This is a genomic window from Acinetobacter sp. CWB-B33, from assembly GCF_039655955.1.
In the GTDB taxonomy this organism is placed as follows: domain Bacteria; phylum Pseudomonadota; class Gammaproteobacteria; order Pseudomonadales; family Moraxellaceae; genus Acinetobacter; species Acinetobacter bouvetii.
Window position 1 is genome coordinate 187,183 of the sequence record NZ_JAGFEU010000004.1, and the last position, 23,187, is coordinate 210,369.

Consider the following 23,187-nt stretch of genomic DNA (forward strand, 5'->3'; position numbering starts at 1 on the left):
CAGACTCAAGCGTCTGCCTGAGGCTGTTCAATTTTTTTTAATTTTGCATCAAAAACAAAAGGCCCAAATGGCAGGATAGATGCAATCAAACCCAGTAAAAACATTTTTAAAGACCATTTTTGCTTTTCGCACACGGCAAACAGCACAGCCAGAAACCCAATAAACAGCAGCCCGTGCCCCATGCCGATGTATTTAACCAAAATTGGATTATCCAGCCAATATTTCATGGGCATGGCAATAAACAGCAGCAACAGAAAAGAAATGCCTTCGAGCGCGCCAACAATGCGTAAAGTTTGGATATTCATGGTCACTGCTTTAATGAGGATGAGCACTGAGTGTACTGAATTTAAAGCTGAAAAAGAACCGTATTTATTGAACGATTATGATAAGAATCAGATATTAAAACCAAGCTTAGCGCTGGGTTTTTATGCTGCAGATTTTTAAAAATCACAGCGCTGCTCAGTTCAAAAATAATTTAACGTGATTTTGAATAGGCGCTTTATTGAATGTCCTGACGCAGCAGTTCGGCCTGCAAATGGAGCAGTTCTGGTAAGGTTTCCAGCAGCAGGCTGATTTGCTTTAAGACCAGCTGCAGCCGGCTGCTGAGCTGCGCTTGTGTGTTTAAGTTTTGAATTTCCAGCAGTTTCTGTTGAATTTCCAGCTCAGGCAGCGTGCGCTGATGCAGCAAAGCATGCATTAAGGTATTTTTGCACCACAGCATTAAGTCCAGCACTTGTGCATCCTGTACTTTTTCGCGGTGACTGCCCAGCGCTGAAATATAGCTGAGCTGGCTATGGCTATACACCAAATAGCGGAAAGCGTAATGAATCAGTTCCGGATTTGGGTTAGGTTCGGTGCTTAAACTGGAAATCATGCTGGCCAGCTCGGTCTGCGCATTATGCGCTGCGCGCCGCGCGCGGCGGTACGCAATGCTGTTGTCGTGACCATGCTGATACTGCTGCGCCACTGCATCAAAATAATTCAGGGTTGCATTCGCGCTCTTTTTAATGGTGGCGGAGATGTTGCGGAAATCCCAGTCCGGCCAAATAAAGCTGACGGCAAACCAGGCAATCAGGCAGCCTAAAAGCGTGTCTGCAATTCTAGGCAAAATAATGGCATAGCCGGCGCCTTTTAAATTGAAAATCAGCAGCACCATTAAAGTGGCCATCAGGGTTGCCATGGCGTATTTTTTTGCGCTCAGGTAAAAAAAGCTCACGCCAAAAATGACCGTCAGCAGCAATTGCCCCTCTATGCTGGGCACGAAATATAAAATCGGCATGCCCAGCATTACGCCCAGTATTGTGCCCAAAGTCCGCATTTTTAAGCGGCTTTTTGTGGCAAAGTAACGCATCTGGCAGACAAATAAACTGGTCAGCAAAATCCAGTAGCCATTTTGAGCAAAGGGCAGCAGGGAAATGCTGTAGCCGACGGCAAACACAAAGGCAATGCGCACCGCATGGCGGAACAGCGCCGACTGCGGCGTTAAATGCTGTTTTAATTTCAGCCAGAGGTCATGCCAGCCGTGAATATCATCATCGTATAAATTCAGATTGTCGATATGCTGCTGATAGCGCTGCTGCTGGCGGTTCTGCAATTCATTCAGATGCAGAAAGCGTTCATGCACACTGTCTAAATTATTTAAAATCAATTGCAGGTTTTTTACTTCAATATTATACGGATTATCCCGCACCCAATCCTGCATCGAACTGTGCAGATGGCTGAGCGCCAGACTGGCCTTGGCGCTGGGCTGATAAATGTCATTGCGTAAAATGCATTGCGCCAGTTCATGGCAGGCCAAGGCCTGCAGGCGGATATTTTTCTGAATGCGGAAAATCAGGTCAGTACGGCTGAAGTTTTGATGCAGCTGTTCATAATGCAGATAGTTGGAGCTTGCCTGCTCGTGAATATCCTGCGCTAAAAAATACAGATTCAGCCAATAAATGGTGCTGCTGTTGGCGCGGGACGCTTTCAAGCGGGTCAATAAAGAGCTTTTGGTGCTGTTCAAGCTTTGCACCACGGCGCTGTTCTGAATCGATAGGCCATAGAGCAGGGCTTCAACATTGTCTTGATTATCCGGATCAAACAGCTGGGCCTTGGCATTCAGTAAATCTGCAATTTGATCAAAGCAGCGCGATAGATTGTCCTGAACCGCCAGCGTCGGCTTGATCAGGTAAAACAGAATCGCCGTTAAGCCATACCACAGCGCGCCAAGAACAAAGCAGCTGGGCTGGAAATACCACTGCGCGTATTCTCCCAAGCCAAACATGGTGTAAATGGACAGCAGAATGGTGCCAAAGGAAATCGCTGCATAACGCTGTCCCAGCGCGCCCATTAAAATGAAGCAGGCGCTGGACAGCGACAGGTATAAAATAAAGAGGAATTTATAGGGATGCAGAAAATCTAGAATGCTGCTGACACTGAAAAACAGGATGCAGACATAAGCTAAATTGCGCAGGCGGATGCTGAGCCTGTCGTCAAAATCAGTCAGGGCGGTGGCGATCGCGCCTAAAGTCACAGGAACAATCAGCTGATGCAGGCCTAAAAAGTATAAGCCGAGGGTGGTCCCGCTTAAAACAATGCAGATCTGCAGGCAATAAATAAGCATTGCATTGGATTGGAAAGGCTGAAACCACTGGCGGACGCTGTTCAAGGCTGAAGGATCAAGGCCAAATTTATTATGTAATAAGCCTGAACTGATTTGTAAAAACTGTCAATTTAATATCAAAAGAAAAACATCAGAAATCTGGAGTTAAGCATCTATGCCGCAGGGGTTGAATGATAAAAAACAACGGACTTATCATCCGCTGTTTGGGCTGTGAATAACTGAAGACTTATCCACAGAACATCCAGAAAAAAGAATATTGTCTGAATTATTGAATCACACCGCAAGCGATGCGGTCACCGCCGCCGCCAAGCGGTTTGGGGGAGTCTGAATAGTTGTCACTGCCCGCATGCACCATAATCGCTAAATTTTGCACATCGGCGGCTTTAATGCGCGGCGCCAGCAGAGTCACGTTGGCTGTACCGTCTGCGGCCACATTCAGCAAAGGCAAATCACCCAAATGTCCAGTCAGCGGGTTGCCGTGATGGGGCGCGTGATTGGGGTTGTAGTGGCTGCCTGCCGCCAAAGCAGCGCCGGCTTTACCGTCTTTCATGGCAGGGTCACAAGAGCCTTTTTCATGAATGTGGAAGCCATGCGGGCCAGGCGGCAGCTGGCTTAGGCTGGTGCGGATCACCAGTCCAGCAGGGCTGTCATGCAGTGAGATCGTTCCGATTTCCGCACCAACACCTTGCGCGCTTACCGCATGCATAATCACGGTTTGTTCATGGTCTGTTGCAGGCAAGGTTGCAGTAGTGGAACAGCCCGCGGCGAATAAGGCAGCCAGTGTGCAGACTGCACTCAGTTTGAATTTCAGCAAAGATGGCGTCATCTTTGGGCATCCTTTCTAATATCAACTAAATGATTGAAACAGATCAAAATTAGAAATGCCATGAGATTTCCGTGACAGGTTTGTAACGGATGAGCGCTTGCGCCTAGTCAATTCCGCCTATTTTTTGGGCGGAGAGTTGATGTCATCCAAATCAGAATCGAAGTCATGCGCCATGGTGGCCTTTGGCATCATGACTGGCTCAATGTGGGTCTCATGCAGCCATTCACGCCAAATCGCCAGCAGCACCGCCAAAATCACAGGGCCGACAAATAAGCCCACCATGCCGAAACTGGCCAGTCCGCCCAGTACGCCAAACATAATCAGCAGGAATGGAATTTGTGTTGCGCCAGAAATCACCAGCGGACGGATCACGTTGTCGGCGGTGCTCACGATGCAAACGCCCCAGGCCATGACGCCAATCGCTTCTATGGTCTGGCCTTGTGAAAACAGCCACAGAGAAACCGAAGTATAGGCGACGGGGGGGCCGAAAGGGATCAGCGCCAGTACAAAAGTCACAATGGTCAGCAACATAGGGTTAGGCACACCGGCAACAAAATAGCTGAGGCCGGCCAAAGCCGCCTGCGCGACCGCTGTTAGGCCGACGCCGTAAACGACAGCGCGGGTGGTATCGGAAATCGTTGAAAGATAGTGATGCACGCGCGGCCCGATCACCATTTCCAAGGCTTTGCTGACTTGACCTAAAATGGTTTGACCGTCACGGTAAAAGAAGAACAGCGACATGACAGCAAAGCACAGTTTGAAGATATTTTTGCTGACTTCATTCAGCAGAATTTTACCGTAATTGAGATGGCCTTGAATCCACAGCTGTACAGACTGAATAATGCTGTTCGGATCATTATTCAATTCACGCAAAGTACGCGACACTTCTTTGCCGATAAACGGCAGCTGGCGGATAAAGTCAGGCACATTCACATGGCCGGAAAAGACCTGTTTCTGCAATTCATAATACAGGTTTCGCCCTTCATGCTGCAGCAGGAAAATGGCAAAAATGACCGGCAGGCCCACCACCAGAACCACCAGTAAAATCATCAGCGTTGCGCTGAGGGTGGAACGCTGTTTGCACGTGCGCAAAACCCGCTGATACAGCGGCCAAGTCATATAGGCAATAATGGCGGCCCAAACGACAGGCACAATAAAGTATTTCAGCACACTGAAGCTTAGGAAGAGCAGGGCAAAAAACAGCCCAAACAATAAGACTTTTTGTAAGGTAGGCGCGTACTGGTGCACTGAATTCATGATCACTGACTTGGGCCGGGAACCCATATTAACTGAAAAAAAAGCACTCGAATATGAGAGCTTGGTAAGTATTGGATGAATTGATCCGTTCAATGCCTATAGCGTTGATTCTGCATTAAAACCAATTGCTTGGATCATCAATAATAGCATTTAAAAGTGGCTGCCATTGCGCCTGCATGCTTAAATAATTCTTTTGAGTTTTATCAAAAATACTCAGGCCATGCATCGCCAGCTGGCCATAGGCGGTGCGTTCTGAAATCCAGGCGGCCGGTTCATGCTCAATTTTATTGAAAAAATCCTGAATGTCTTTAGAGCTTGCGGAGTTGGGCTTAACGCGGTTCGCCAGCAGCAGAATCTGCACTTTGCCTTTGCGGATGCGCTTAATCTCCTGCAAATGCTTGAGGAAGCGCCGGGTCGAGTCGATATCAAAGAAAGAAGGCTGCAGCGGGGTGATAATGGCATGCGCTTCACTGACCAGCTGTTCCGCATGTTCGCCGGACAGCGCGCCTGGGGCATCAATAATCAAATATTCGGTATTTTTAGGCGTATCGCCAATCGATTTTTCATGGCGCCAGTCTAAGCTTTGAATAGGCGCTGCCGTATCGGGGCGCTGCTTGAGCCATTGCAGCGCAGATTTCTGATTGTCGGCATCGGCCAAAGCCACTTTATAGCCTTTTTGCGCCAATGCTGATGCAAGATTGATCGCAGTGATGGTTTTACCGCATCCGCCCTTTTGATTGGCAACTAAAATTGTTTTCATGACCCTAAATGATTTTATTCTGCTCGGCCCTAGCATATCATTCTTTTCAGCGCTGAATAGGGGTCATGACAAAAGTCGCAGCGCAATTCAAAGATGCATGTTTTAATTTAGGAAAAAAGATCATGTCCGTATGGATGGCAATGCTGATCGGCGCCTGCATAGGTGTGGTGCTGACGACGCTGATTTTAAGCAATACACGCAATGGGCGGGTGCGGGCAGAATATGAAAAGTACATTGCAGAGCTTGAATTGGAGCATCAGCAGGCTTTGGCTGCAGCGCAGAAACGCAGCGTCAACACCAGCCGCGCGGTATTGAAAGGCAAAATGGCCGAGCAGCTGGCGCCGATCTTGCCTGAATTTCAGTATTTGCCGAGTGACGCTAAATTTCTCGGCGATCCTGTGGACTATATTGTCTTTGACGGCTATACCGATTACCGCGATGGCGATGGCTTGGCGGAAGACATTGAAGTCGTGCTGATTGATATTAAAAGCGGCGGCGCGCGCTTGACCAAAGGCCAGCAGGCGATTGCACAGGCCATCGCCGCCGGGAATATCCGCTTTGAAACGATACGGATTAATTTTGATGACTAGCCGCAGTTCAAGATGAAGCAATTAATATGGACATTGGCTGCACTGGCGGCGCTGATTTGGGGCTGGAAAGAATATTTCAGGGAAATTCCCCATCTGGAGCAGCCTGGCGTATTGAAAAATTTCCACGTCGAAGCGCGCCGTGAATTTTCAGGGCGCTTTACCGTCGCTGCGCAGCGCTTTTATGCGCCGCATAGCCGTGCGCTGTATAAGGCTTCTGCGTGGGTAGGGGAATTCAATGACCTGGCCTATCTCAGCAATGTTGATGTTCTGCTGGCTCAAGGGGCGCTGGCAAATCCTCAGCATTTGAAACAGGTTGACTTTGACCAGCACAGCCACTGCTATACCTTTATGCTGCAGCCCAATTCCAGCTTAACCGCGGATGACGTCCGCGCGGACAGTGTGAATATCAGCGCGGTAGCATCCAATGAACATATTGCCAAACAGCTGCGCCGTTTAAAAGCGGGACAGCGCGTAGAGCTACAAGGGCAATATGCCGAGGTCACGCAGTTAAAAACGGGGAAGCTTTTCGTCACAGGCATGAGCATCGCGCCGCCCAGACCGCACTGCGCTATTGTAAAAATCACGTTTATTCAGATTTTGAAATAACAGCCGCCGCCTAAGCGCCTGATGCTTGATATTTTAGTGTTTAACGGCCCGGGCCAGCAGCATGCGCTGGCCGATGGCAGGAATGCCGGCAGCATCAAAGTACTGGCATTCTTTTAGTTTCAGTTCTGCATCTTTTAATGCGCGCTCAATATCGCGGTTGAGGTGGCATCCATCGGCCAGACGCTTCTGAATCGGCGTCAGCAGATTTTGCAGGCGCTGAATATTCGGCCGTTCATTATGCAAAACATGTTCTACCAGATGAAAGGTTCCGCCCACTTTCAGCACACGGTAGACTTCATCCAGCGCCTGTTCTAAATGGGCAATGCTGCACAGCGTCCATGTGCTGACAATATGGTCTAAGCTATTATCTGCAAAAGGCAGTTTTTCCGCGCTGGCTTGAATGTGCTGCACGTGGAAAGGCGTTTCATGCAGCCGCTGCAGGGCGAGATGATAAATATCCGGATTCGGCTCTAAAGCATACAGCGTATTGACCTGCTGATAAAATGGCAGATTCAGGCCTGTGCCGAAGCCAATTTCCAAGACCTCTCCTGAAATGGGCAGCAGCAGTTCGCGGCGCTTATCCATCAGGCTCGGGGTTTGCATCACTTGATTCAGCACATGAGGGAAAATATGCTGCTGATAAAATTTATAAATCATTGAATCTCTTTTTTATTGCTGTTTGCCAAAGCTTAGCTGAACTTGCGGCTGAGTTTAAGCCTGCGTTGACGGATTCTTTCATATTGTTACCAAGACGCTAAGGTTTCTTCAGATTTCTTGCGTAATATAGAGTTACAACTATGCTCAAGCTATATATTTAAGCTGTATTTAATTTGGCGTATGTAATGTCAGGTGAATGAATCTGATCCTGCCCGCAGCGTTTTAAGCGGAAGGGCTAAAGCGATGAATGCGCAATTTAAATGCAAAGACAGAAGAGGTAAGCCGATGATTAAACGTATTTTACTCAGTGCAGCTGCTGTTGCGCTGCTGCTGAATTCGGGCGTGCATGCATCGGCAGATTACAATATTGCCAAGGGCTTGGCGCCGACCGCCAAAGACCAGTCTATTTCGGTACTTCAGCCTTTTAAGGGCGATTTCCGTATTTTAGGGTCTAAGCAGTATACCAATGATGAGCAGGCAAAGTTTTCGCCGATTGATTATGCGGTGAGCTGGGGCCTGTTTGCTGAACCTGAAATTGCGCGCCACATTACAGTCAATCAATATGACCGCTATTTAAACTGGCGGATGGACAAAGTGCCTGTGCCTGAAAAGCAGGCCATGATGATGGTTTCCAATATGCATATCATTCCGTCCAATCCTGAGATTGCCAAGCAAATCAAAACTGTTAAACGCGGAGACTTGGTGCGCTTACAAGGCAATTTGGTGGAAATCAAAGATAAAGATCTGGTGTGGACTTCCTCACTGACCCCAGCCGATACCGGCGATGGCGCGTGCGAAGTGTTCCGTGTCGATTCCATTCAATGGATTGAACGGGTCAAAAGCTAAGGCGTATTGAACAAAAATCAAAATTTAGCGGCGATGAAAAACAAAGGTTAAGGTTATGAATTTAAAAGCGCTAAGTCTGGCGGCAGTGCTGGGCTTAGGTCTAGCGGGATGCAGCAGCATGAGTTCAACTGTAGATGGCAAAACCCATATTTTTACCGGACAGCAGTCTTGTCCTGCGCTGCTGGAAATGGACCGCGGCCAGACCATTGAAGTGATTTTGGATGAGAACCCGAGCACAGGCTATGTTTGGACCGTGGCAGAGAATCCAAAACTGTTCAAGATGGAAGAAATTTACGCGTCAGATCAAACGAAAACCGAAGTGCCGACAGTGGGCAAAGGCGGCCAGAAAATTTACCGCTTTACAGCCTTGCAGGCCGGCCAAGAGCAGCTGCATTTGAAGCATGCGCGTGCGTGGGAAAATACAGCAATTGATGAGTGGAAATGCCGAGTTCGAATTTCTTAATGTATTGCTTTAAATCATTAGATTTATTTTGGCTTCAGTCAGTGCTATTGGTTCTCATTGGGGCTATGAGATCTGATTGGAAAGTGACTTTACTTTTGTCGGGCCAAAAGTAACAAAAGCCCTTTGTTTTTCTGATGATGCATCCCTGCATCACAGAAAAACAGCCAGCATTCCTGCTGGCTTCCGCGTATCAATGAGCAGTCGAACTTCAACAATACGGCGGGTATATTATTTCGCTGTCAGCGCTTGGCCTTCAAATTGAATGCCATCCCAGCCATTTAGCATAAACTGGCGGATATTTTGATGATCGGCGCCTTCAGGCGTTGCCAATACCGCTGCATAGTGTTCTGCAAATAAACTTAAAGTTTGCGCTTGGTCTAGGCCATTCAATTGAGCAAAAGAAAATACTTTCGCGCTGCCTTGGTTTTCATTGGCGCCATTGGCCTGCTGGCCATTTTTGAATGCTGTCGGCGTATGCGCATAGCGCGCTTCAATGAAGGCGATGACATCTGCAAACTTCGCTTCGCCAGCATGAAGCTGGTTCAATAATTCTTGAGCCATGAGTTTCTCAATCCTTAAAATAAATAAGTAAAAACAGGGGCAATATAGCAAGTTTTCAGTCTCAGATTCATTAGAAATACGCTGATTTTTTGCGTTATAGTGGTGGAATGGCCTGCAGGCTCAGGCGTATTTCTGTTCATAATAAATTTGGAATCATCATGAATTGGCTATTGGTTGCCCTTGGCGGCGCTATCGGAGCGTGCTGCCGTTACTCAGCGAGTGTTTGGCTGGTTAAGCCGAATGGCCTGTTTCCTTGGACGACATGGGGAGTCAACCTGCTGGGCTGTTTTTTGGCAGGCATATTCTTCGCATTCACGCAAAAATATCCTGTATTGCAGCAGGAAGCCCGCTTATTTTTAATGGTGGGTATTTTGGGCGGATTCACCACATTTTCCAGTTTTGGCTTAGAAACTTTTCAGCTGCTGCGGCAGGGGCAAAATGGCATGGCTTTGGGCTATGCATTTTCCAGCTTAATGATTGGCGTCATGGTTTTAAGCTTGGGCTTCTACTTATTTCAGGCGATTTTGAAAAATTAAAAATACAGCGCCGCACTCAAAAAATGTTTTGGCATGGGCTTTAAAATTTGCGCGGTTATCAGAAATTGCACATAAAAAAAGAAGCCTAAGCTGGAGGAGGGGTCTTAGGCTTCTCAATAGTTTTACTTTAAAAGCAAAACCTTAACTGAATATGAACTTATTGTGAGCGTTTGAAACGCGCGAAGCGCTTATTAAAGCTGGCGACACGGCCTTCATTGCTGGTTTGACGCTGTTCACCTGTATAAAAAGGATGAGATGCGCTGGAAATATCCAAAGTCACATAAGGATATGTTTTGCCTTCATGCTCACGCGTCTGTGCAGTTTCTAAGGTGCTGCCAATAACAAAGAACGCGTTGGCATTGGTGTCATGAAACAGCACTTCACGGTAATTTGGATGAATGTTGGCACGCATGCGGAGGCTCCCAGTTATTTTGAATTAATGAAATGTTATAATATAACAATTAAAAAATCAAATCATGCCCAGTTAATTTCTGTAACTGGGCAACAGCAGATCTTAACTTGCCTGCTGATGCTGCGGGCATGGCTTGCATCCAAGCCTATGCGCGCGGCGGCACCAGCTCTTCAAACAGATCTGATAAATTGTCCTGCATTTTTAAATGAATCATATTCCAGTAATGGCCGGATACAGTACGGTTGACCATCAGCGTATCTGGCGAAGGCTTAAAGACATCCCAGTATTTCAAGGACGATTTCACCAATTTGATCCCGTCATGGTGCGCAGAGTTTTCAGCAAAATCATACTGCGTAGTCAGGGGGCGCATCAGCACTTCCAGCCATGCCTGATACAGCTCAGCAGGGAATTTGCCTTTTTCTGACAGGGAGTGCAGTGCATCCAGCTGGTTTTCTATTTCTGCAATATTGCTGTCGCGGGCAGCCTGAATCAGTTCTTTAAAGTGATGCACAATGTCACTGGACAATGTTTTCACCCCGCCAAAATCATAAATAATCACCGTGCCGTCTTCCCGGAAAGCAAAGTTGCCAGGATGCGGGTCGCAGTGAAAACGCTTCAAGAAAAAGATTTCCTGTCCCAAGGCGCGGAAGAGCCGGCGGCCTAAGGCATTGCGGGTTTCCAGCGGCCAGCTGCTGGCGGTTTCAATGCTTTCGCCTTGTTCAAGGCTTAATGTCAGCACATGGCGTGACGAATAATCATTATAGACTTTCGGAATAATGATTTTACTGTCGAGTTTTTCATGGAAAGCGCGGGCAACTTCTAAATTTTGCGCCTCAATTTCATAGTTCAGCTCATTATCCAAGCTTTCCTGAATTTCGTTAAATAGCCGCTCCTGCAGCTTGCGGTCAATTTTCAGAACACCCATCAGGCGCAAGGCTAAACGGACTTGCTTTAAGTCACTGTCGCAGGCTTCATCGATTCCGGGATATTGCACTTTGACCACCACTTGCTGGCCATCAGGCAGCAGCGCCTTATGCACTTGGCCTATGGAGGCAGCTGCAAAAGGCGTTTCCTCAAAGCTTTTAAAGATGCTGAGCAGCGGCTGACCGAGTTCTTTTTCCACTTGCGCTTTAATTTCTGCAAAGGGCATGGGTGGCGCCTGACGCTGCAGTTTTCCAATGGCTTTGGCGACTTCAGGCGGGAAAATGTCTTTGTATTGCGAAGCAATTTGACCGACTTTCATCACCGCGCCTTTCATTTCGCCGAGTGTGTCGGCAATTTGCAGGCCAATATCCTGAAACATTTTGCTGCGGGAAGCATTTTTCTGCTCTTCATCGGCAGTTAGGTTTTTAATCGAATTGGAAACTGTCTTGCTTGCAATACTTGCTGTCATGCTGGCAAGTTTCATAAAGCGGCGGCCGGGTGTACTTGCCGTTTTTGCCATAAGTGATGCCTCAAGCTTGAATTTTTAAATATGCTTCTGATCATAGGCGCTTATCCATCCGCTGCCTACTTTAAAATGTTAAATCTATGTTTCTATTTGATTCTTTATCATAAAAATACAGATTTTAACGGCTTCTTTTTTCCATTATGCACAGCGCAGCTTAGAATAGGCTGAAGCGGAATATTGAAGTGAATGCTGAATGAAAATGTATAGATACCTGACGGGAAAAGATGATGTGAACTTCTGCGCCCGGGTCACCAAGGCCTTAAATGAAGGATATGAGCTGTATGGTTCGCCGACCATGACGTTCAATGGTGCGGATGTGATAGTGGGGCAGGTGATTATGAAAGAGATAGAGGATGAGTCTGAAATGCCGGCAGGCTTAAAAAAGGCGGTTGATCAGCTTTAAGCCTTTATGCTGTGTTCTGAACATGGCTGTTCAGATGATGCGGATTGATGAAGGAGCTTGATGCAAGCTCCTTCATGTCAAGGATGGCTTAACTGGAGATCAGCCGTTTGTTATTTATAAATAAGCGGCTGAGAAGCAGTACGCAAGCTACCGTCAGGCCGACAATCAGGCCAGTCCAAACGCCAGCTGCGCCCATATCGGTAAAGCGCGCCAAATAAATGCCGACAGGGAAGGCAATAATCCAATAGGCAACCATGGTAATCCACATCGGCCCTTTGGTGTCCTGCATGCCGCGCAGGCAGCCTGCGGCGCTGACTTGCCAAGCATCCATCAGCTGATAAGCGATAGCGAACAGTACTAAATAGACGGCCACCGCGGCCACGTCATAGTCACTGGTATACAGCGCGACAATCTCATAGCGCAGCAGCCACAGCAGGCTCATGGTGGCCAGCGCCAGTACGGTCGCAGTGATTAAGCCTAAAAATTGCACTTTGCGCATGGCCAGCCAGTTCTGTTCGCCATAATAGGTGCCGACGCGGATGGTCAAGGCAATTGCTAGGGACATGGGAATCATAAACAGCTGCGAGGTAATTGAAATGGCCACTTGATGCGCCGCAACGGTAATCTCGCCCAGCGGGCTGAGAATAATCGCCGCGGTGCTGAAAATACTGACTTCAAAGAAAATTGCTAAGCCGATCGGCAGGCCCAGTTTTAAAATCCGCTTTACCCAATAGCTGTCGATGCGTTCAAAAACCGCAAAGGGCTGGGTTTTTTGATAGGCCTGGCCTTTGAGCACATAGGCCGCCAATGCAAAGAACATCAGCCATTGCAGAATCGCCGTGGCGAAACCGCAGCCTGCGGAGCCCAATTCTGGAATTGGGCCAAGGCCGTACATAAAGACAAAGTTCAGCGGAATCAGCACCAGCAGCGCAATCAGGCTGATGGCAGTGACTGGGCGGGGGAATCCCAAGGCTTCTGAATAGCCGCGCAAAGCCGCATACATGGTCACGGCAGGCATGCCTAAGCCGATGGCATGTAAAAATAAGCTGGCTTTAGGCAGCAGCGCTTCCGGCACACCTAAAACAGGCAGCAGAAATGGCGCCATTTGCAAAATTAAACAGGCGATAATCCCCAGAATCAGCGCAACCCATAAGGACTGGCGCGCAATAATGGCAATTTTTTCCGGCGTACGCGCGCCATTGGCTTCTGCAACCAGCGGCGTGGTGGCAATCATAATGCCGCTGAACAGCAGCATGACCGGAATCCACAGCCCGACTCCGACCGCAATGGCGGCTAAATCGTTTGCGGATAAATGTCCGGCCATAATGGTATCAATCAGTCCAAAGCCGGCTTGCGCAAACTGAGTCACTAAAATGGGAAGCATCAAGTGAAACAGTTTTTTAATTTCATAAGAGTTGGTTGTTGCAGATGCAGCATTTGACACAAAAATCACTCATTTCATCATGTGCTTAGGACGATGGTTTAGCGCTGTAAAGTGAGAAGCACACCGGTAAAAATCACCACGCCACCTAAAAGTCGCTGCCAGTTAACAGGCGTTTTTTCTGTGCCGAGCCAGCCATACTGATCGACAATCATCGACATGACAATTTGTCCGAAAATAATCAGGCCCGACAGGCTTAAAAAGCCTAACTTCGGCGCCGTATAAATACTGACGCTGATGGAGTAAACGCCTAAGCATCCGCCCAGCCATAAAAACCACGGAATTTGCCTAAGCATGTCTACATTCGGTTTTTCGGCGGATTGAAAAAACACCAAGACAGCCAGCGCTATTGTACCAATCAAAAAGGATAAAAGGGCGGCTTGCAGCGGCGAATACAAATATTCCCGCAATTGGCTGTTGATGGCGGTTTGAATGGTCATGGCAATGCCAACCCCCATGGCAAGCGGCAGCAGCATCAGCAGATGGGAGGTTATTTTCATTCTGTCGCCCCTGATTTTTATTTAATTTTATTCAGTTTAACGGATTGGGCTGCAGAATAGGTAAGCGTGTTGATGGACTCATGTTAAAATGCATTCATATCTGAATTGTCTTTTTTTGAGCGCTGTCCTTGTCTGAATTAAATCCTGCACTGGTTCCCTTGTCGTTATACATTCACATGCCGTGGTGCGTGCGCAAATGCCCATATTGCGACTTTAACTCGCATGCGGTGCCAGACGGCAAACTGTCTTTAGATTTGGAGCAGGAATATCTGCAGGCGCTGGTTGCAGACTTTAAAACCCAGATTGATTTTGCCCAAGGCCGTGAAATTCATAGCGTATTTATTGGCGGGGGAACACCGTCTTTAATTTCAGCCAAGGGCTATCAGTGGCTGTTTGCACAGCTCAAAGCGCTGCTTGCATTTGAGGAAAATTGTGAAATTACGCTGGAAGCCAACCCGGGCACTGTAGAGCATGATCCATTTGCCGGCTATTTAGAGGCAGGCATTAACCGCCTATCCATCGGTGTGCAAAGTTTTAATACCGATCATTTGAAAAAATTAGGGCGTATTCATTCTGATGATGATGCTGTTTCCGCCATTCAGCATGCGAAAGAAGCCGGTTTTGCGCGGGTCAATGTCGATTTAATGCATGGCCTGCCTGAACAGACCTTAGAACAGGCTATGCTGGATCTGAAACTGGCGGTGGAAAGCGGCGCGACCCATGTCTCTTGGTATCAGCTGACGATTGAGCCGAATACGGTCTTTTTTAGAACCCAGCCGGTTTTGCCGGTAGACGATGTTTTGGAAGAGATCCAAGAACAGGGTGAAGCGTATTTAACCGCGCAAGGCTTTGTCAATTATGAAGTGTCCGCATGGCGCAAGGAAAAACCGTCTGCGCATAACTTGAATTACTGGCAATTTGGCGATTATCTGGCGATTGGCGCCGGTGCGCATGGCAAAGTGACTCAGCCTGATGGCGTATACCGTTTTCAGAAAACCCGTTTGCCGAAAGATTATTTAGCTAAGGTGCCGGCAGAGCATTTGCAGTTTAAGCGCATTGAAGATGCAGACATGCCTTTTGAATTCATGATGAATGCCTTGCGTTTAAATGATGGCGTAGACGCCAGCCTGTATGCAGAGCGGACAGGCCTTGATTTAGCGGAATTGAATGAAAAGCTCGTTCCGCTGCGCCAGCGCCAGTTGATGTTAAATGATTTGAGCCGGATTTCATGCACAGAGCAGGGCCATGTGTTTTTAAATTCGGTGCTGGAAGAGTTGTTATAAATGGCATATTTGCCATGCAGTCATTAGAGCATATAAATATGCAGCGTAATATTTCAATTGATCTTCTTAAATTGGCTTTGGCAGTCTGTGTGGTTTTTTTGCATACCCATATTTTTTATGATTATTCAAGCCTGCTTGAGCATAGTTTAGTGCAAGGCCTTTTTAGAATCGCCGTCCCTGTGTTTTTAGTGATTACGGGATATTATTTTTTATATATTGATAATTTTAATAAATTTAAAAAATGGCTGAAAAGAGTTTTTATTTTATATGCTCTGTGGATGATTTTTTATTGTCCGATTTGGTGGTCTCCTAATTTATCTTACAATATTTCAATAATTTACAATGGATATTTTGTCTTATGGTATTTGGTTGGGGTGCTTTGGGGCGGCGGGCTGTTATATTTATTAAGAAACCTCAGCGGAAAAAAACTGTGGATTATCGCAAGCCTATTCTTTATTGCCGGTGTGGCCATTCAGCAAGCCGGCAATCTGCACTGGTTCAGCGGCTATTGGGACTGGAAGCTGAATCAGTACACCACGCATAGAAATTTTTTAACCGTGAGCTTTCCATTTATGGCTTTAGGTTTTTTAATGCATAAATATAAAGCTCTCACTATTGATAAATTTGATATAAAAGGCTGGCATATTGTTATTTTAATTGGGCTTGTGATTTTTGAGTCTTTATTAAATTACTTTTTGATCAGTAAAAAAGAAAGCTTAGACCAGATGTTTTCGCTGTATTTTGCTGCGCCAGCTATCGTCGCATACTGCCTGAATAGGGAAATGCTCAGCAGCCATAAGGAAATCGCCAATCTATCGACCGCGATATTTTTGATTCATCCGTTCTTTATCTATCACTTGAAAAGCTATTTTATCGGGCAGCAAACATTATTCAGCTTTGCTGTTTTACTGTGTTCTGCCGCCGCAGGCTGTTTATTGGTGCTGATGAATAAGAAGGTAAAATATCTATTATAAAGATGTAACAGCGCTTTGAGTGCATGAAGAGATTTTAGAAGGGAAAAATCCTGCAGAAAAAAAGAGCGCCGAGGCGCCCTTTTTTATGTCAGCAATTTAAAACTCAGTAATCAAAGCTGAAATGCTCAGCCGCTAAAGAGGTCATGGTTTTAGACGGATTGACCATGGCTTCTGCATGGCCTTGCGTGCGCGGCAGCATGCGTTCAAAGTAGAAGTCAGCCACTTTGATTTTCGCTTTATAGAATTCAGGAACTTCCTGGCCTTCGCCAGCCGCTAATTTTGCAGACGCCACTGCCGCTTGCTGCGCCCAGAAATACGCCATCATCACATAGCCTGAGAACATCAGGAAGTCCGTTGAAGCTGAAGAAACGATATCGCGGTCTTTACGCGCCGCCAGCATAATGCGGACGGTTAAAGCATTCCATTGTGCGCAAAGCTTAGTCAAGTCCCAGGCAAAACGGCGCATGTATTTATTGCGCGCATGCTGGCCGCAGAATTTTAAAATTTCAGCGGTGTAGTCGCGAATCACTTTGCCCTTTGAGGTTAAAAGCACTTTACGGCCGATTAAATCCAGCGCCTGAACGCCAGTGGTCCCTTCGTACAGTGTAGAGATGCGTGAGTCACGGACAATCTGCTCCATGCCCCATTCTTTAATATAGCCGTGGCCGCCGTAAACCTGCATGCCGTGGTTGGCTGCTTCATAGCCTAATTCAGTCAAGAAGCCTTTAAGAATAGGGGTATAGAAGCCAAGGTGATCATCGTGCGCTTCAAAGGCCGCGGTGTCGCCGCGCGTTAAGGCATCAGCCATTTTGTCGGCAATTTGCGCAGCGTAATAAATCATCGAACGGCCGCCTTCCGCGACCGCTTTTTGCGTCAGCAGCATGCGGCGCACATCGGCGTGGTGAATAATGGCATCAGCCACTTTATCCGGGTCTTTTTTGCCCGATAACGCGCGCATAGACATGCGGTCTTTGGCATATGGCAATGCGCCCTGGAATGCCAATTCAGCATGCGCAATGCCTTGAATCGCAGTCCCGATACGCGCGGTGTTCATGAACGTGAACATCGCGTGCAGGCCCTTGTTAGGCTCTCCAATCAGGAAGCCTTTGGCATTGTCAAAGTTCAATACCGCAGTCGCTGAAGCGCGGATCCCCATCTTGTGTTCGATTGAACCGCAAGTCACAGGGTTGCGTTCACCCGCAGAACCGTCGGCGTTCACCATAAACTTAGGCACAATAAACAGCGAAATGCCTTTGGTGCCAGCAGGCGCATCTGGAAGGCGGGCAAGGACAATATGCACAATATTATCGGTTAAGTCATGCTCGCCTGCAGAGATGAAAATCTTTGTGCCGCTGATTGCATAGCTGCCGTCAGCGTTTGGCTCGGCTTTAGATTTCACTTGGCCGAGGTCTGTGCCGCATTGAGGCTCTGTTAAGCACATAGTGCCCGACCACGTGCCCGCAACCAAATGCGGTAAATAAGTATTCTTTTGCTCTTCTGTACCAAACTGCATGATGGTGTTAATGCAGCCGACGCTCAAGCCAGGATACATTTGGAATGACCAGTTGGCTGTGCCCATCATTTCTGACTTAATCAAGTTCAGCGATTGAGGCAGGTTTTGACCGCCAAATTCTTCAGGAAAAGAAAGGCCTTGCCAGCCGCCTTGCACGAACTGGTCATAGGCTTCCTTAAAGCCTTTCGGGGTTTTCACTTCGCCGTTTTCGAAGTGACAGCCTTCAGCATCGCCTGTTTGGTTCAATGGCGACAAAATATTTTCACAAAAATCGGCAGCGCCTTCAAGAATCATATCTACAGTATCAGCATCCGCAGCTTCACCGTTAGATAAGGTTTGGTAATGTGCTGGATAATCAAGTACTTCATTCATCAAGAAGCGAATGTCGTGTAAAGGAGCTTTATAAGCAGGCATAATGTTAATCCTAATTTAAAAATAGTTTTGGATTATCTGAATCGATGATTTGATTATTCACAATAATGATCAAATTACATTGATGCCACAGACTGAGAAAATTGTCAGAAATGCGAATTTGGTATGAAAGGCTAGCTTTACTTTAGAATGCTTCTGTTACAGTAGCAATTGATCATTTGTTTAATTTTTCATAATTAAAGTCTAAATAAACTGGGTATTAAAAAGAATTTATGCGTCTAAAATATTTAACCTTCTGCGTATTGGGCCTGAGCTTAAGCGCCTGTACACAACATGTCATTAAGTCCACTTCAGCAACTGAACAGGCTTTGGGTGAGCGTGCCGCGGCGGGCATGAATGCCGTCTTTGAAACCAGCAGCTATGACGTGAATGGACAGTTTTCTATTCAGGCGCAGCTGAATGACAGCGCGGCATCCAAAAAGCAGAGTCCGGCGCAGCGGCAGCCGTCCGGGTTGAATCCGGAATTAAAAAAGCAATTAGATCAGTTGATTAAAACTCAAAAACTGCAATTGAGTTCGAAAGAGCGCAAACAGTTATATGACGCAGTTGCCAAAGAGCAGGATCAGGATGGGTTCTTGACTGGCGGGCGTGGCAGCGCAGGTGTGGCGGAAAGCCTGCTGAATGTCTTGAATGACCTCCAATTCAGCTATGATGGGTCGGTGCATTATCGTCAGAAAATGGCCAATTTAAATTTAAACCTAAAATATCAAAAGCCGACGCTGCTGGTGCAGGCGCAGCTGCCGATGATTGTCGATTTGAATGATTTCAAGCTGTACACCAACTACTTTGCCTTTATGCCATTTATGGTGAACCGTGACAGCCAGGCGTCGTATGCTTATGTCGATTTTTCAAAATATAAAGATGAATTCAATCAGGTCAATTTTAAAAATTTAGCGCTTTATCTTAAACAGTTAAATGCATTGCCTTATGCGTTGGCAACGCCAGACCAAGTGGCGGCAATCGATTTAAGCGCAGCTGAAAAGCAGCAGGGCTTAAGCGGTAAAATCCGTTATCAAGGCACTTTAGAACAATTAGCACTGCAAATGAGTCTGTTTGAGTGGGTCAATGCGCCTTATTACGACACACAAGTCAAAGGGCAAAAGCAGCCGTCGAAAGATGCGGCCATTGCTCAGGCTGAGGAAGTGTCTGCACCTGCTTATGATGCGGCTCAAATCCGGGCCTCCGATGATGAAACAGAAGATCAGCTGAGCGCGGCTGCCGATGATTCAGCAACACGTGTAGAAGCGCTGATACAGGCCAAAGCCCACGCCATGTTTGCACATGAAGAGGCTGCTTCAGATCAGGCGGATGTCGCAGAAGCTGAGGAAGAAGAATCGGGTGAGCGTGATGAGGCTGCCGATGCGGCGATGGCTGCAACCGCGTGTGCATCTGAGGATGCCTGCGATGCATCCCGTGAAGACTCTGTGGCTCATGCAGAAGCGTTAGAAGCGTCTGGATTATCGGATGACGCTTGTCAGGCCTTAACCCAGGCGGAAAAAGTACCTGCGGGCTATTTTACCTTGTGCCGCGAATGGTACGGCATTGATGTCTTTAAGCCGGCCTTGGAGCAGGCCGCGGAAGAGCAAGCTGCGCCAGAACATCCCAAATTGACGGCATTAGAACAATTAAAACCGATTTTTACGGTATATCAGTCTGAACAGCTGACCGATGTGGATCGTTTTAAGCAGCTGTGGCAAAAGCATGACGCTGAAATTCAGCAGGCCTTAAAGCAGGATCAGAGTGATGCAACCGCATTCACGATGGATGTGGCTTTAGATCAGGCAGGGCGCTTGCAAGCTTTGGATTATGACCTGTTGATTAAAGATGAAAAAATGGGTCAGTTTAAGTTTATGAGCCATAACCAAGTGTCCAATTATGGCCGGGCCAAACCGATTGACCGCAATGTATTAAAAAATGCCAAGTCGATTGAGGAGGTTTCTAAAGGCTCATTGCTCGAGCGTGCGTCCAAGGGTCTGCTGGGTTCTTTAGGTGCAGGCCAGGCGGAAGCGTCGACGTCTGCCAATGATGTGGATGCAAAAACGGCAGATGAATATCTAAGCCAAATTGCGTTAGACACATATAAACGGACAGGTTCATGGCTGAAAAGCTATCAAGCTGTTTTTGGACTGTATGCCGCCATTAAGCAGTCTGAGTTAAGCAAACATTATTCTGCGGCAGAGCTGAATGAAATTGCAGAACTTTCGGCTTATCATTTCAATGAGGATTTACCGAAGCCTAAAGGCGCGTCATTGACGCGGTTAAACCAGTTGGCAGAGAAGCATCAGTTAAAAAATCCAGACAGTTTTGATGACCTGGGGTATTCAGTAAATAAAATTGTCAATCAAGCGACCGAAGAATACAAAGTACAGCAGCTTTGGAATCAAAGGATGAAGGAGCACAAGACTCGGCAAGCGGTTTTTGCAAGCTATTATGCAGAAACATTTGCAGATGAATATTCACTGAGTGCTGAACAAAAGCTCCAATTAGACAAGGCGTCACAGGTATTTGCGCAAGCGTTTGCTGATGATTTGAAACATCAGCTGTCAGAAAAGTCGATTCAAAATTTAGACGAAAATAGCTTCGATTTATTTGATGATGGCATTTACCGCGCGGTGTATCACGATGTGATGACGTATCTTCCAAAATAAGGCACTGAAAAAAAGAACCTCTGCGGAGGTTCTTTTTTTGGCTAAAATTTATAAAAAATCTTTTAAGTCGGGTTTAACGCCATTCCAAATGCGGAAGGATTCAATGGCTTGACCCACCAGCATGCCAAAGCCTTCCGAAGCAGGAACCCCGCGCGCTTTGGCTTGATCTAAAAAGCTTGAGGGTTTGCCATAGGCCATTTCGTAGGCCTGCCTGAATTGCAGCGCTTCGGGCAGAATCAGGGCATCGCCGCTGAGGCTGGCAGATGTCGCATTAATGGCAATATCAAAATGGCCTTGCAGCGCATCCAGGCCGGCAGCGCTTAACTCAGCTGCAGGCACGGCATCTTTTAAGTCGGCAACCAGCTGTTCAGCACGGGCAAGGGTGCGGTTGGCAATTACAATTTTTTTCGCGCCGGCCTGTACCAGCGGATAAATCACGCCGCGGGTTGCGCCGCCTGCGCCAATAATTAAAATGTCTGTGTGTTCCAGATTCCAGTCCAGCGCCTTCATGGCATCCACAAGGCCCTGACCGTCAGTATTGTCGCCATGAAGCAGTCCGTCTTGCATCCATAGCGTATTCACTGCCTTGGCGATTTTGGCGCGTTCAGTTAACACGGCGCAGGCCGCAAAAGCCTGTTCTTTAAATGGAACTGTGACATTCATGCCGGCGCCGCCTTGCGCAAAGAATGCCTTCATGCTGGCGTCAAAACCGTCCAGCGGCGCTAAGCATTTGCTGTAGTGCAGATCCACACCGGTTTTAGCCGCAAAGGCATGGTGCAGCTCCGGTGAGCGGGATTGTTCAATTGGGTTGCCAATAACGGCGAATTGCTTGCTCATCGCACAAAATCCATGTGGAGAAATGTGCATCAATATACGGCAAATTGCGGGCGCGCTAAAGCGCTCATCTGAAATTAGGAGGGAAGGCAGTTTGCGGCTGCTAGGGATTGCACACGGCTAATACCGCATCCATCATTAAAAATGCTGCGCTGATGAGAATGCCTGCCAGCGCAAGCGCCATGCTGGTAAATGCAAAGTTGTCGTTGAATGCGCTTTCTGAGAAAACAGCAGTGCTGATGGACCCCATCATGGCGGCAATAAAGGCCCAAAACAGCAGGGCAGCGGAGCTGATTTTTTTCGTATTCATTATGCTTTGCCTCATGCAATTGAGAGGAAATATACAGATTTTACATGTCATTTCTGTGTCTATGCTGATATTACACGAGCCAAAAAATAAAGGGTGAATTTGTTGAAAAATTAACAGGAGTTCCAGTCAGGAATTTGTGTTGACGCGTTAATCTTTGCAAAGCCGGTATAAAAGATGTGAACGGCTGGCAGCCGGTGTAAAAACTTGTATGCGTGCTGCAGAGAAAACCCCCTAGAAATGGAGGTTTTTTTGCTTTTAGGGTCAGCAGCAGCGCATGTTTATTTCAGCTTGCCGAGCCAATCTTGCGGTTTTAAATAATAGTCGGTCAGTTTTTTCTCTGCAGAATGTTCATCCCATTCTGGACGGTAAGACCAGCCCGCCAGCGGCGGCATGCTGACCAAAATGGATTCAATCCGCCCGCCAGTCTGCAGGCCAAATAGGGTTCCGCGGTCATAAACCAGATTGTATTCGACATAGCGGCCGCGGCGGTAGAGCTGGAAATTCCGCTGCGCTTCGTTATAAGGCTTGTCCTGATTGCGCTGGAAGATCGGCAGGATGGCTTCCAAATAGCCGTTTCCGACAGCCTGCATATATTGGAAACAGGTTTCAAAATCCCACTGGTTTAAATCATCAAAGAATAACCCGCCCACGCCGCGCTGTTCATCGCGGTGTTTTAAGTAGAAATAATCATCACACCATTTCTTGTGTTCGGCATAAATTTCATCACCAAAAGGCGCGCACAGGTCATGTGCAGTTTGATGCCATGACCGCACATCTTCATCATTCGGGTAAAACGGCGTCAGGTCAAAACCGCCGCCGAACCACCAAATCGGGTCTTGGCCTTCTTTTTCCGCTACAAACAGGCGCACATTGGCATGAGAAGTCGGCACATTGGGATTCTTGGGATGAATCACCAAGGAAACCCCCATGGCCTGCGCTTTGGCGCCGGCAATATTCGGGTGGCGTTCAGTCGCAGAAGCGGGCAGCTTGGAAATATTGATATGCGAGAACATCACCCCGCCTTTTTCAATCACGGCGCCGTTTTGCAGGACACGCGAGCGCCCGCCGCCGCCTTCAGGCCGTTCCCAGTCATCAATCATGAACTCGGCTGAACCGCCGCCAGCGCATTCCTGCTGTTCGAGCGCAGCGCAAATGCGGGCTTGCAGGCCGGTAAGGAAATCTCGGACACGCTGAATATCTGCGGAAGTTGGATGCTGCATCTGGACCTTCAAAAGGAAAATCAAAAACTGTAAACATCAAAACATAGATTCAGCAAAAAC

25 protein-coding genes are annotated in these 23,187 nt (G+C 47.4%); 10 read left to right on the top strand and 15 right to left on the bottom strand.

Features of this window, described 5'->3' with window-relative positions:
- Nucleotides 1–5: 5 nt before the first annotated feature.
- On the bottom strand, nt 6–305 hold the full coding sequence (locus JZ784_RS13000) for a DUF3817 domain-containing protein (protein WP_346315155.1): 300 nt from the start codon (nt 303–305) through the stop codon (nt 6–8).
- Here JZ784_RS13000 and JZ784_RS13005 point away from each other — a divergent pair.
- Nucleotides 304–444, top strand: a complete 141-nt coding sequence (locus JZ784_RS13005) for a hypothetical protein (protein WP_346315156.1) — start codon at nt 304–306, stop codon at nt 442–444. The two genes, JZ784_RS13000 and JZ784_RS13005, sit on opposite strands and share 2 nt — an antisense overlap.
- 55 nt (nt 445–499) lie before the next feature.
- Here the strand turns inward: JZ784_RS13005 and yccS are convergent, their stop codons facing one another.
- The 4 genes from yccS to JZ784_RS13025 all read right to left on the bottom strand — a co-directional run bounded on the left by yccS (nt 500) and on the right by JZ784_RS13025 (nt 5,448).
- Complete coding sequence (gene yccS / locus JZ784_RS13010) at nt 500–2,650, bottom strand: YccS family putative transporter (protein WP_346315157.1); 2,151 nt, start codon at nt 2,648–2,650, stop codon at nt 500–502.
- Nucleotides 2,651–2,870: 220 nt separating this feature from the next.
- Complete coding sequence (sodC, locus tag JZ784_RS13015) at nt 2,871–3,431, bottom strand: superoxide dismutase [Cu-Zn] SodC (RefSeq protein ID WP_346315158.1); 561 nt, start codon at nt 3,429–3,431, stop codon at nt 2,871–2,873.
- Between the two features lie 117 nt (nt 3,432–3,548).
- On the bottom strand, nt 3,549–4,679 hold the full coding sequence (locus JZ784_RS13020) for an AI-2E family transporter (RefSeq protein WP_171065543.1): 1,131 nt from the start codon (nt 4,677–4,679) through the stop codon (nt 3,549–3,551).
- A gap of 124 nt (nt 4,680–4,803) precedes the next feature.
- Nucleotides 4,804–5,448, bottom strand: coding sequence for a ParA family protein (locus JZ784_RS13025; protein WP_130143947.1), 645 nt, complete (start codon nt 5,446–5,448; stop codon nt 4,804–4,806).
- Between the two features lie 122 nt (nt 5,449–5,570).
- On the opposite strand from JZ784_RS13025, the gene JZ784_RS13030 reads away from it, so the two are divergent.
- Together JZ784_RS13030 and JZ784_RS13035 are read left to right on the top strand one after the other, a co-directional pair.
- A complete protein-coding gene (locus JZ784_RS13030) occupies nt 5,571–6,038 on the top strand; it encodes a Holliday junction resolvase-like protein (RefSeq protein ID WP_005013093.1) in 468 nt (155 codons plus the stop codon).
- Between the two features lie 12 nt (nt 6,039–6,050).
- Nucleotides 6,051–6,644 (top strand): hypothetical protein, encoded by a 594-nt coding sequence (locus JZ784_RS13035; protein WP_346315159.1) that lies wholly within the window; start codon nt 6,051–6,053, stop codon nt 6,642–6,644.
- A 33-nt stretch (nt 6,645–6,677) separates the two neighbouring features.
- Here the strand turns inward: JZ784_RS13035 and JZ784_RS13040 are convergent, their stop codons facing one another.
- Nucleotides 6,678–7,301, bottom strand: a complete 624-nt coding sequence (locus tag JZ784_RS13040) for a class I SAM-dependent methyltransferase (protein WP_346315160.1) — start codon at nt 7,299–7,301, stop codon at nt 6,678–6,680.
- Between the two features lie 285 nt (nt 7,302–7,586).
- On the opposite strand from JZ784_RS13040, the gene JZ784_RS13045 reads away from it, so the two are divergent.
- Together JZ784_RS13045 and JZ784_RS13050 are read left to right on the top strand one after the other, a co-directional pair.
- Nucleotides 7,587–8,147, top strand: coding sequence for a hypothetical protein (locus JZ784_RS13045; protein WP_346315161.1), 561 nt, complete (start codon nt 7,587–7,589; stop codon nt 8,145–8,147).
- A 55-nt stretch (nt 8,148–8,202) separates the two neighbouring features.
- Nucleotides 8,203–8,610, top strand: coding sequence for a protease inhibitor I42 family protein (locus JZ784_RS13050; protein ID WP_346315162.1), 408 nt, complete (start codon nt 8,203–8,205; stop codon nt 8,608–8,610).
- 228 nt (nt 8,611–8,838) lie between these two features.
- On the opposite strand, the gene JZ784_RS13055 is transcribed toward JZ784_RS13050, so the two are convergent.
- Nucleotides 8,839–9,171 (bottom strand): HopJ type III effector protein, encoded by a 333-nt coding sequence (locus JZ784_RS13055; protein WP_346315163.1) that lies wholly within the window; start codon nt 9,169–9,171, stop codon nt 8,839–8,841.
- 158 nt (nt 9,172–9,329) lie between these two features.
- On the opposite strand from JZ784_RS13055, the gene crcB reads away from it, so the two are divergent.
- The gene (gene crcB / locus JZ784_RS13060) at nt 9,330–9,707 is read left to right on the top strand and encodes a fluoride efflux transporter CrcB (RefSeq protein WP_219190614.1); all 378 of its coding nucleotides are present in this window, start codon (nt 9,330–9,332) and stop codon (nt 9,705–9,707) included.
- Nucleotides 9,708–9,864: 157 nt separating this feature from the next.
- On the opposite strand, the gene JZ784_RS13065 is transcribed toward crcB, so the two are convergent.
- Entirely contained in the window at nt 9,865–10,119 is a 255-nt protein-coding gene (locus JZ784_RS13065; RefSeq protein WP_005013081.1) for a type B 50S ribosomal protein L31, read from the bottom strand.
- A 145-nt stretch (nt 10,120–10,264) separates the two neighbouring features.
- Nucleotides 10,265–11,563 carry an AarF/ABC1/UbiB kinase family protein gene (locus JZ784_RS13070; RefSeq protein WP_346315164.1) on the bottom strand — a complete coding sequence of 433 codons (1,299 nt, stop codon included), beginning with the start codon at nt 11,561–11,563 and terminating at the stop codon, nt 10,265–10,267.
- Between the two features lie 199 nt (nt 11,564–11,762).
- Here JZ784_RS13070 and JZ784_RS13075 point away from each other — a divergent pair, with 199 nt between their 5' ends.
- Nucleotides 11,763–11,972, top strand: a complete 210-nt coding sequence (locus tag JZ784_RS13075; protein ID WP_005013079.1) for a DUF1737 domain-containing protein — start codon at nt 11,763–11,765, stop codon at nt 11,970–11,972.
- A gap of 88 nt (nt 11,973–12,060) precedes the next feature.
- On the opposite strand, the gene JZ784_RS13080 is transcribed toward JZ784_RS13075, so the two are convergent.
- Complete coding sequence (locus JZ784_RS13080) at nt 12,061–13,416, bottom strand: MATE family efflux transporter (RefSeq protein WP_346315165.1); 1,356 nt, start codon at nt 13,414–13,416, stop codon at nt 12,061–12,063.
- A gap of 38 nt (nt 13,417–13,454) precedes the next feature.
- On the bottom strand, nt 13,455–13,913 hold the full coding sequence (locus JZ784_RS13085) for a DMT family transporter (protein WP_346315166.1): 459 nt from the start codon (nt 13,911–13,913) through the stop codon (nt 13,455–13,457).
- A 128-nt stretch (nt 13,914–14,041) separates the two neighbouring features.
- On the opposite strand from JZ784_RS13085, the gene hemW reads away from it, so the two are divergent.
- Together hemW and JZ784_RS13095 are read left to right on the top strand one after the other, a co-directional pair.
- Nucleotides 14,042–15,196 (top strand): radical SAM family heme chaperone HemW, encoded by a 1,155-nt coding sequence (gene hemW / locus JZ784_RS13090; RefSeq protein WP_346315167.1) that lies wholly within the window; start codon nt 14,042–14,044, stop codon nt 15,194–15,196.
- A 38-nt stretch (nt 15,197–15,234) separates the two neighbouring features.
- Complete coding sequence (locus JZ784_RS13095) at nt 15,235–16,170, top strand: acyltransferase family protein (protein WP_346315168.1); 936 nt, start codon at nt 15,235–15,237, stop codon at nt 16,168–16,170.
- Between the two features lie 103 nt (nt 16,171–16,273).
- On the opposite strand, the gene JZ784_RS13100 is transcribed toward JZ784_RS13095, so the two are convergent.
- Nucleotides 16,274–18,097, bottom strand: a complete 1,824-nt coding sequence (locus JZ784_RS13100; protein WP_346315169.1) for an acyl-CoA dehydrogenase C-terminal domain-containing protein — start codon at nt 18,095–18,097, stop codon at nt 16,274–16,276.
- A 230-nt stretch (nt 18,098–18,327) separates the two neighbouring features.
- Between JZ784_RS13100 and JZ784_RS13105 the strand changes: the two genes are divergently transcribed.
- Nucleotides 18,328–20,763 (top strand): hypothetical protein, encoded by a 2,436-nt coding sequence (locus tag JZ784_RS13105; RefSeq protein WP_346315170.1) that lies wholly within the window; start codon nt 18,328–18,330, stop codon nt 20,761–20,763.
- Nucleotides 20,764–20,811: 48 nt separating this feature from the next.
- Here JZ784_RS13105 and aroE read toward each other — a convergent pair whose 3' ends face one another.
- The 3 genes from aroE to hemF all read right to left on the bottom strand — a co-directional run bounded on the left by aroE (nt 20,812) and on the right by hemF (nt 23,127).
- Nucleotides 20,812–21,600, bottom strand: a complete 789-nt coding sequence (gene aroE / locus JZ784_RS13110) for a shikimate dehydrogenase (RefSeq protein WP_346315171.1) — start codon at nt 21,598–21,600, stop codon at nt 20,812–20,814.
- A gap of 100 nt (nt 21,601–21,700) precedes the next feature.
- Nucleotides 21,701–21,907 (bottom strand): hypothetical protein, encoded by a 207-nt coding sequence (locus tag JZ784_RS13115; RefSeq protein WP_346315172.1) that lies wholly within the window; start codon nt 21,905–21,907, stop codon nt 21,701–21,703.
- A 278-nt stretch (nt 21,908–22,185) separates the two neighbouring features.
- Entirely contained in the window at nt 22,186–23,127 is a 942-nt protein-coding gene (gene hemF / locus JZ784_RS13120) for an oxygen-dependent coproporphyrinogen oxidase (RefSeq protein WP_346315173.1), read from the bottom strand.
- Between the last annotated feature and the right edge of the window lie 60 nt (nt 23,128–23,187).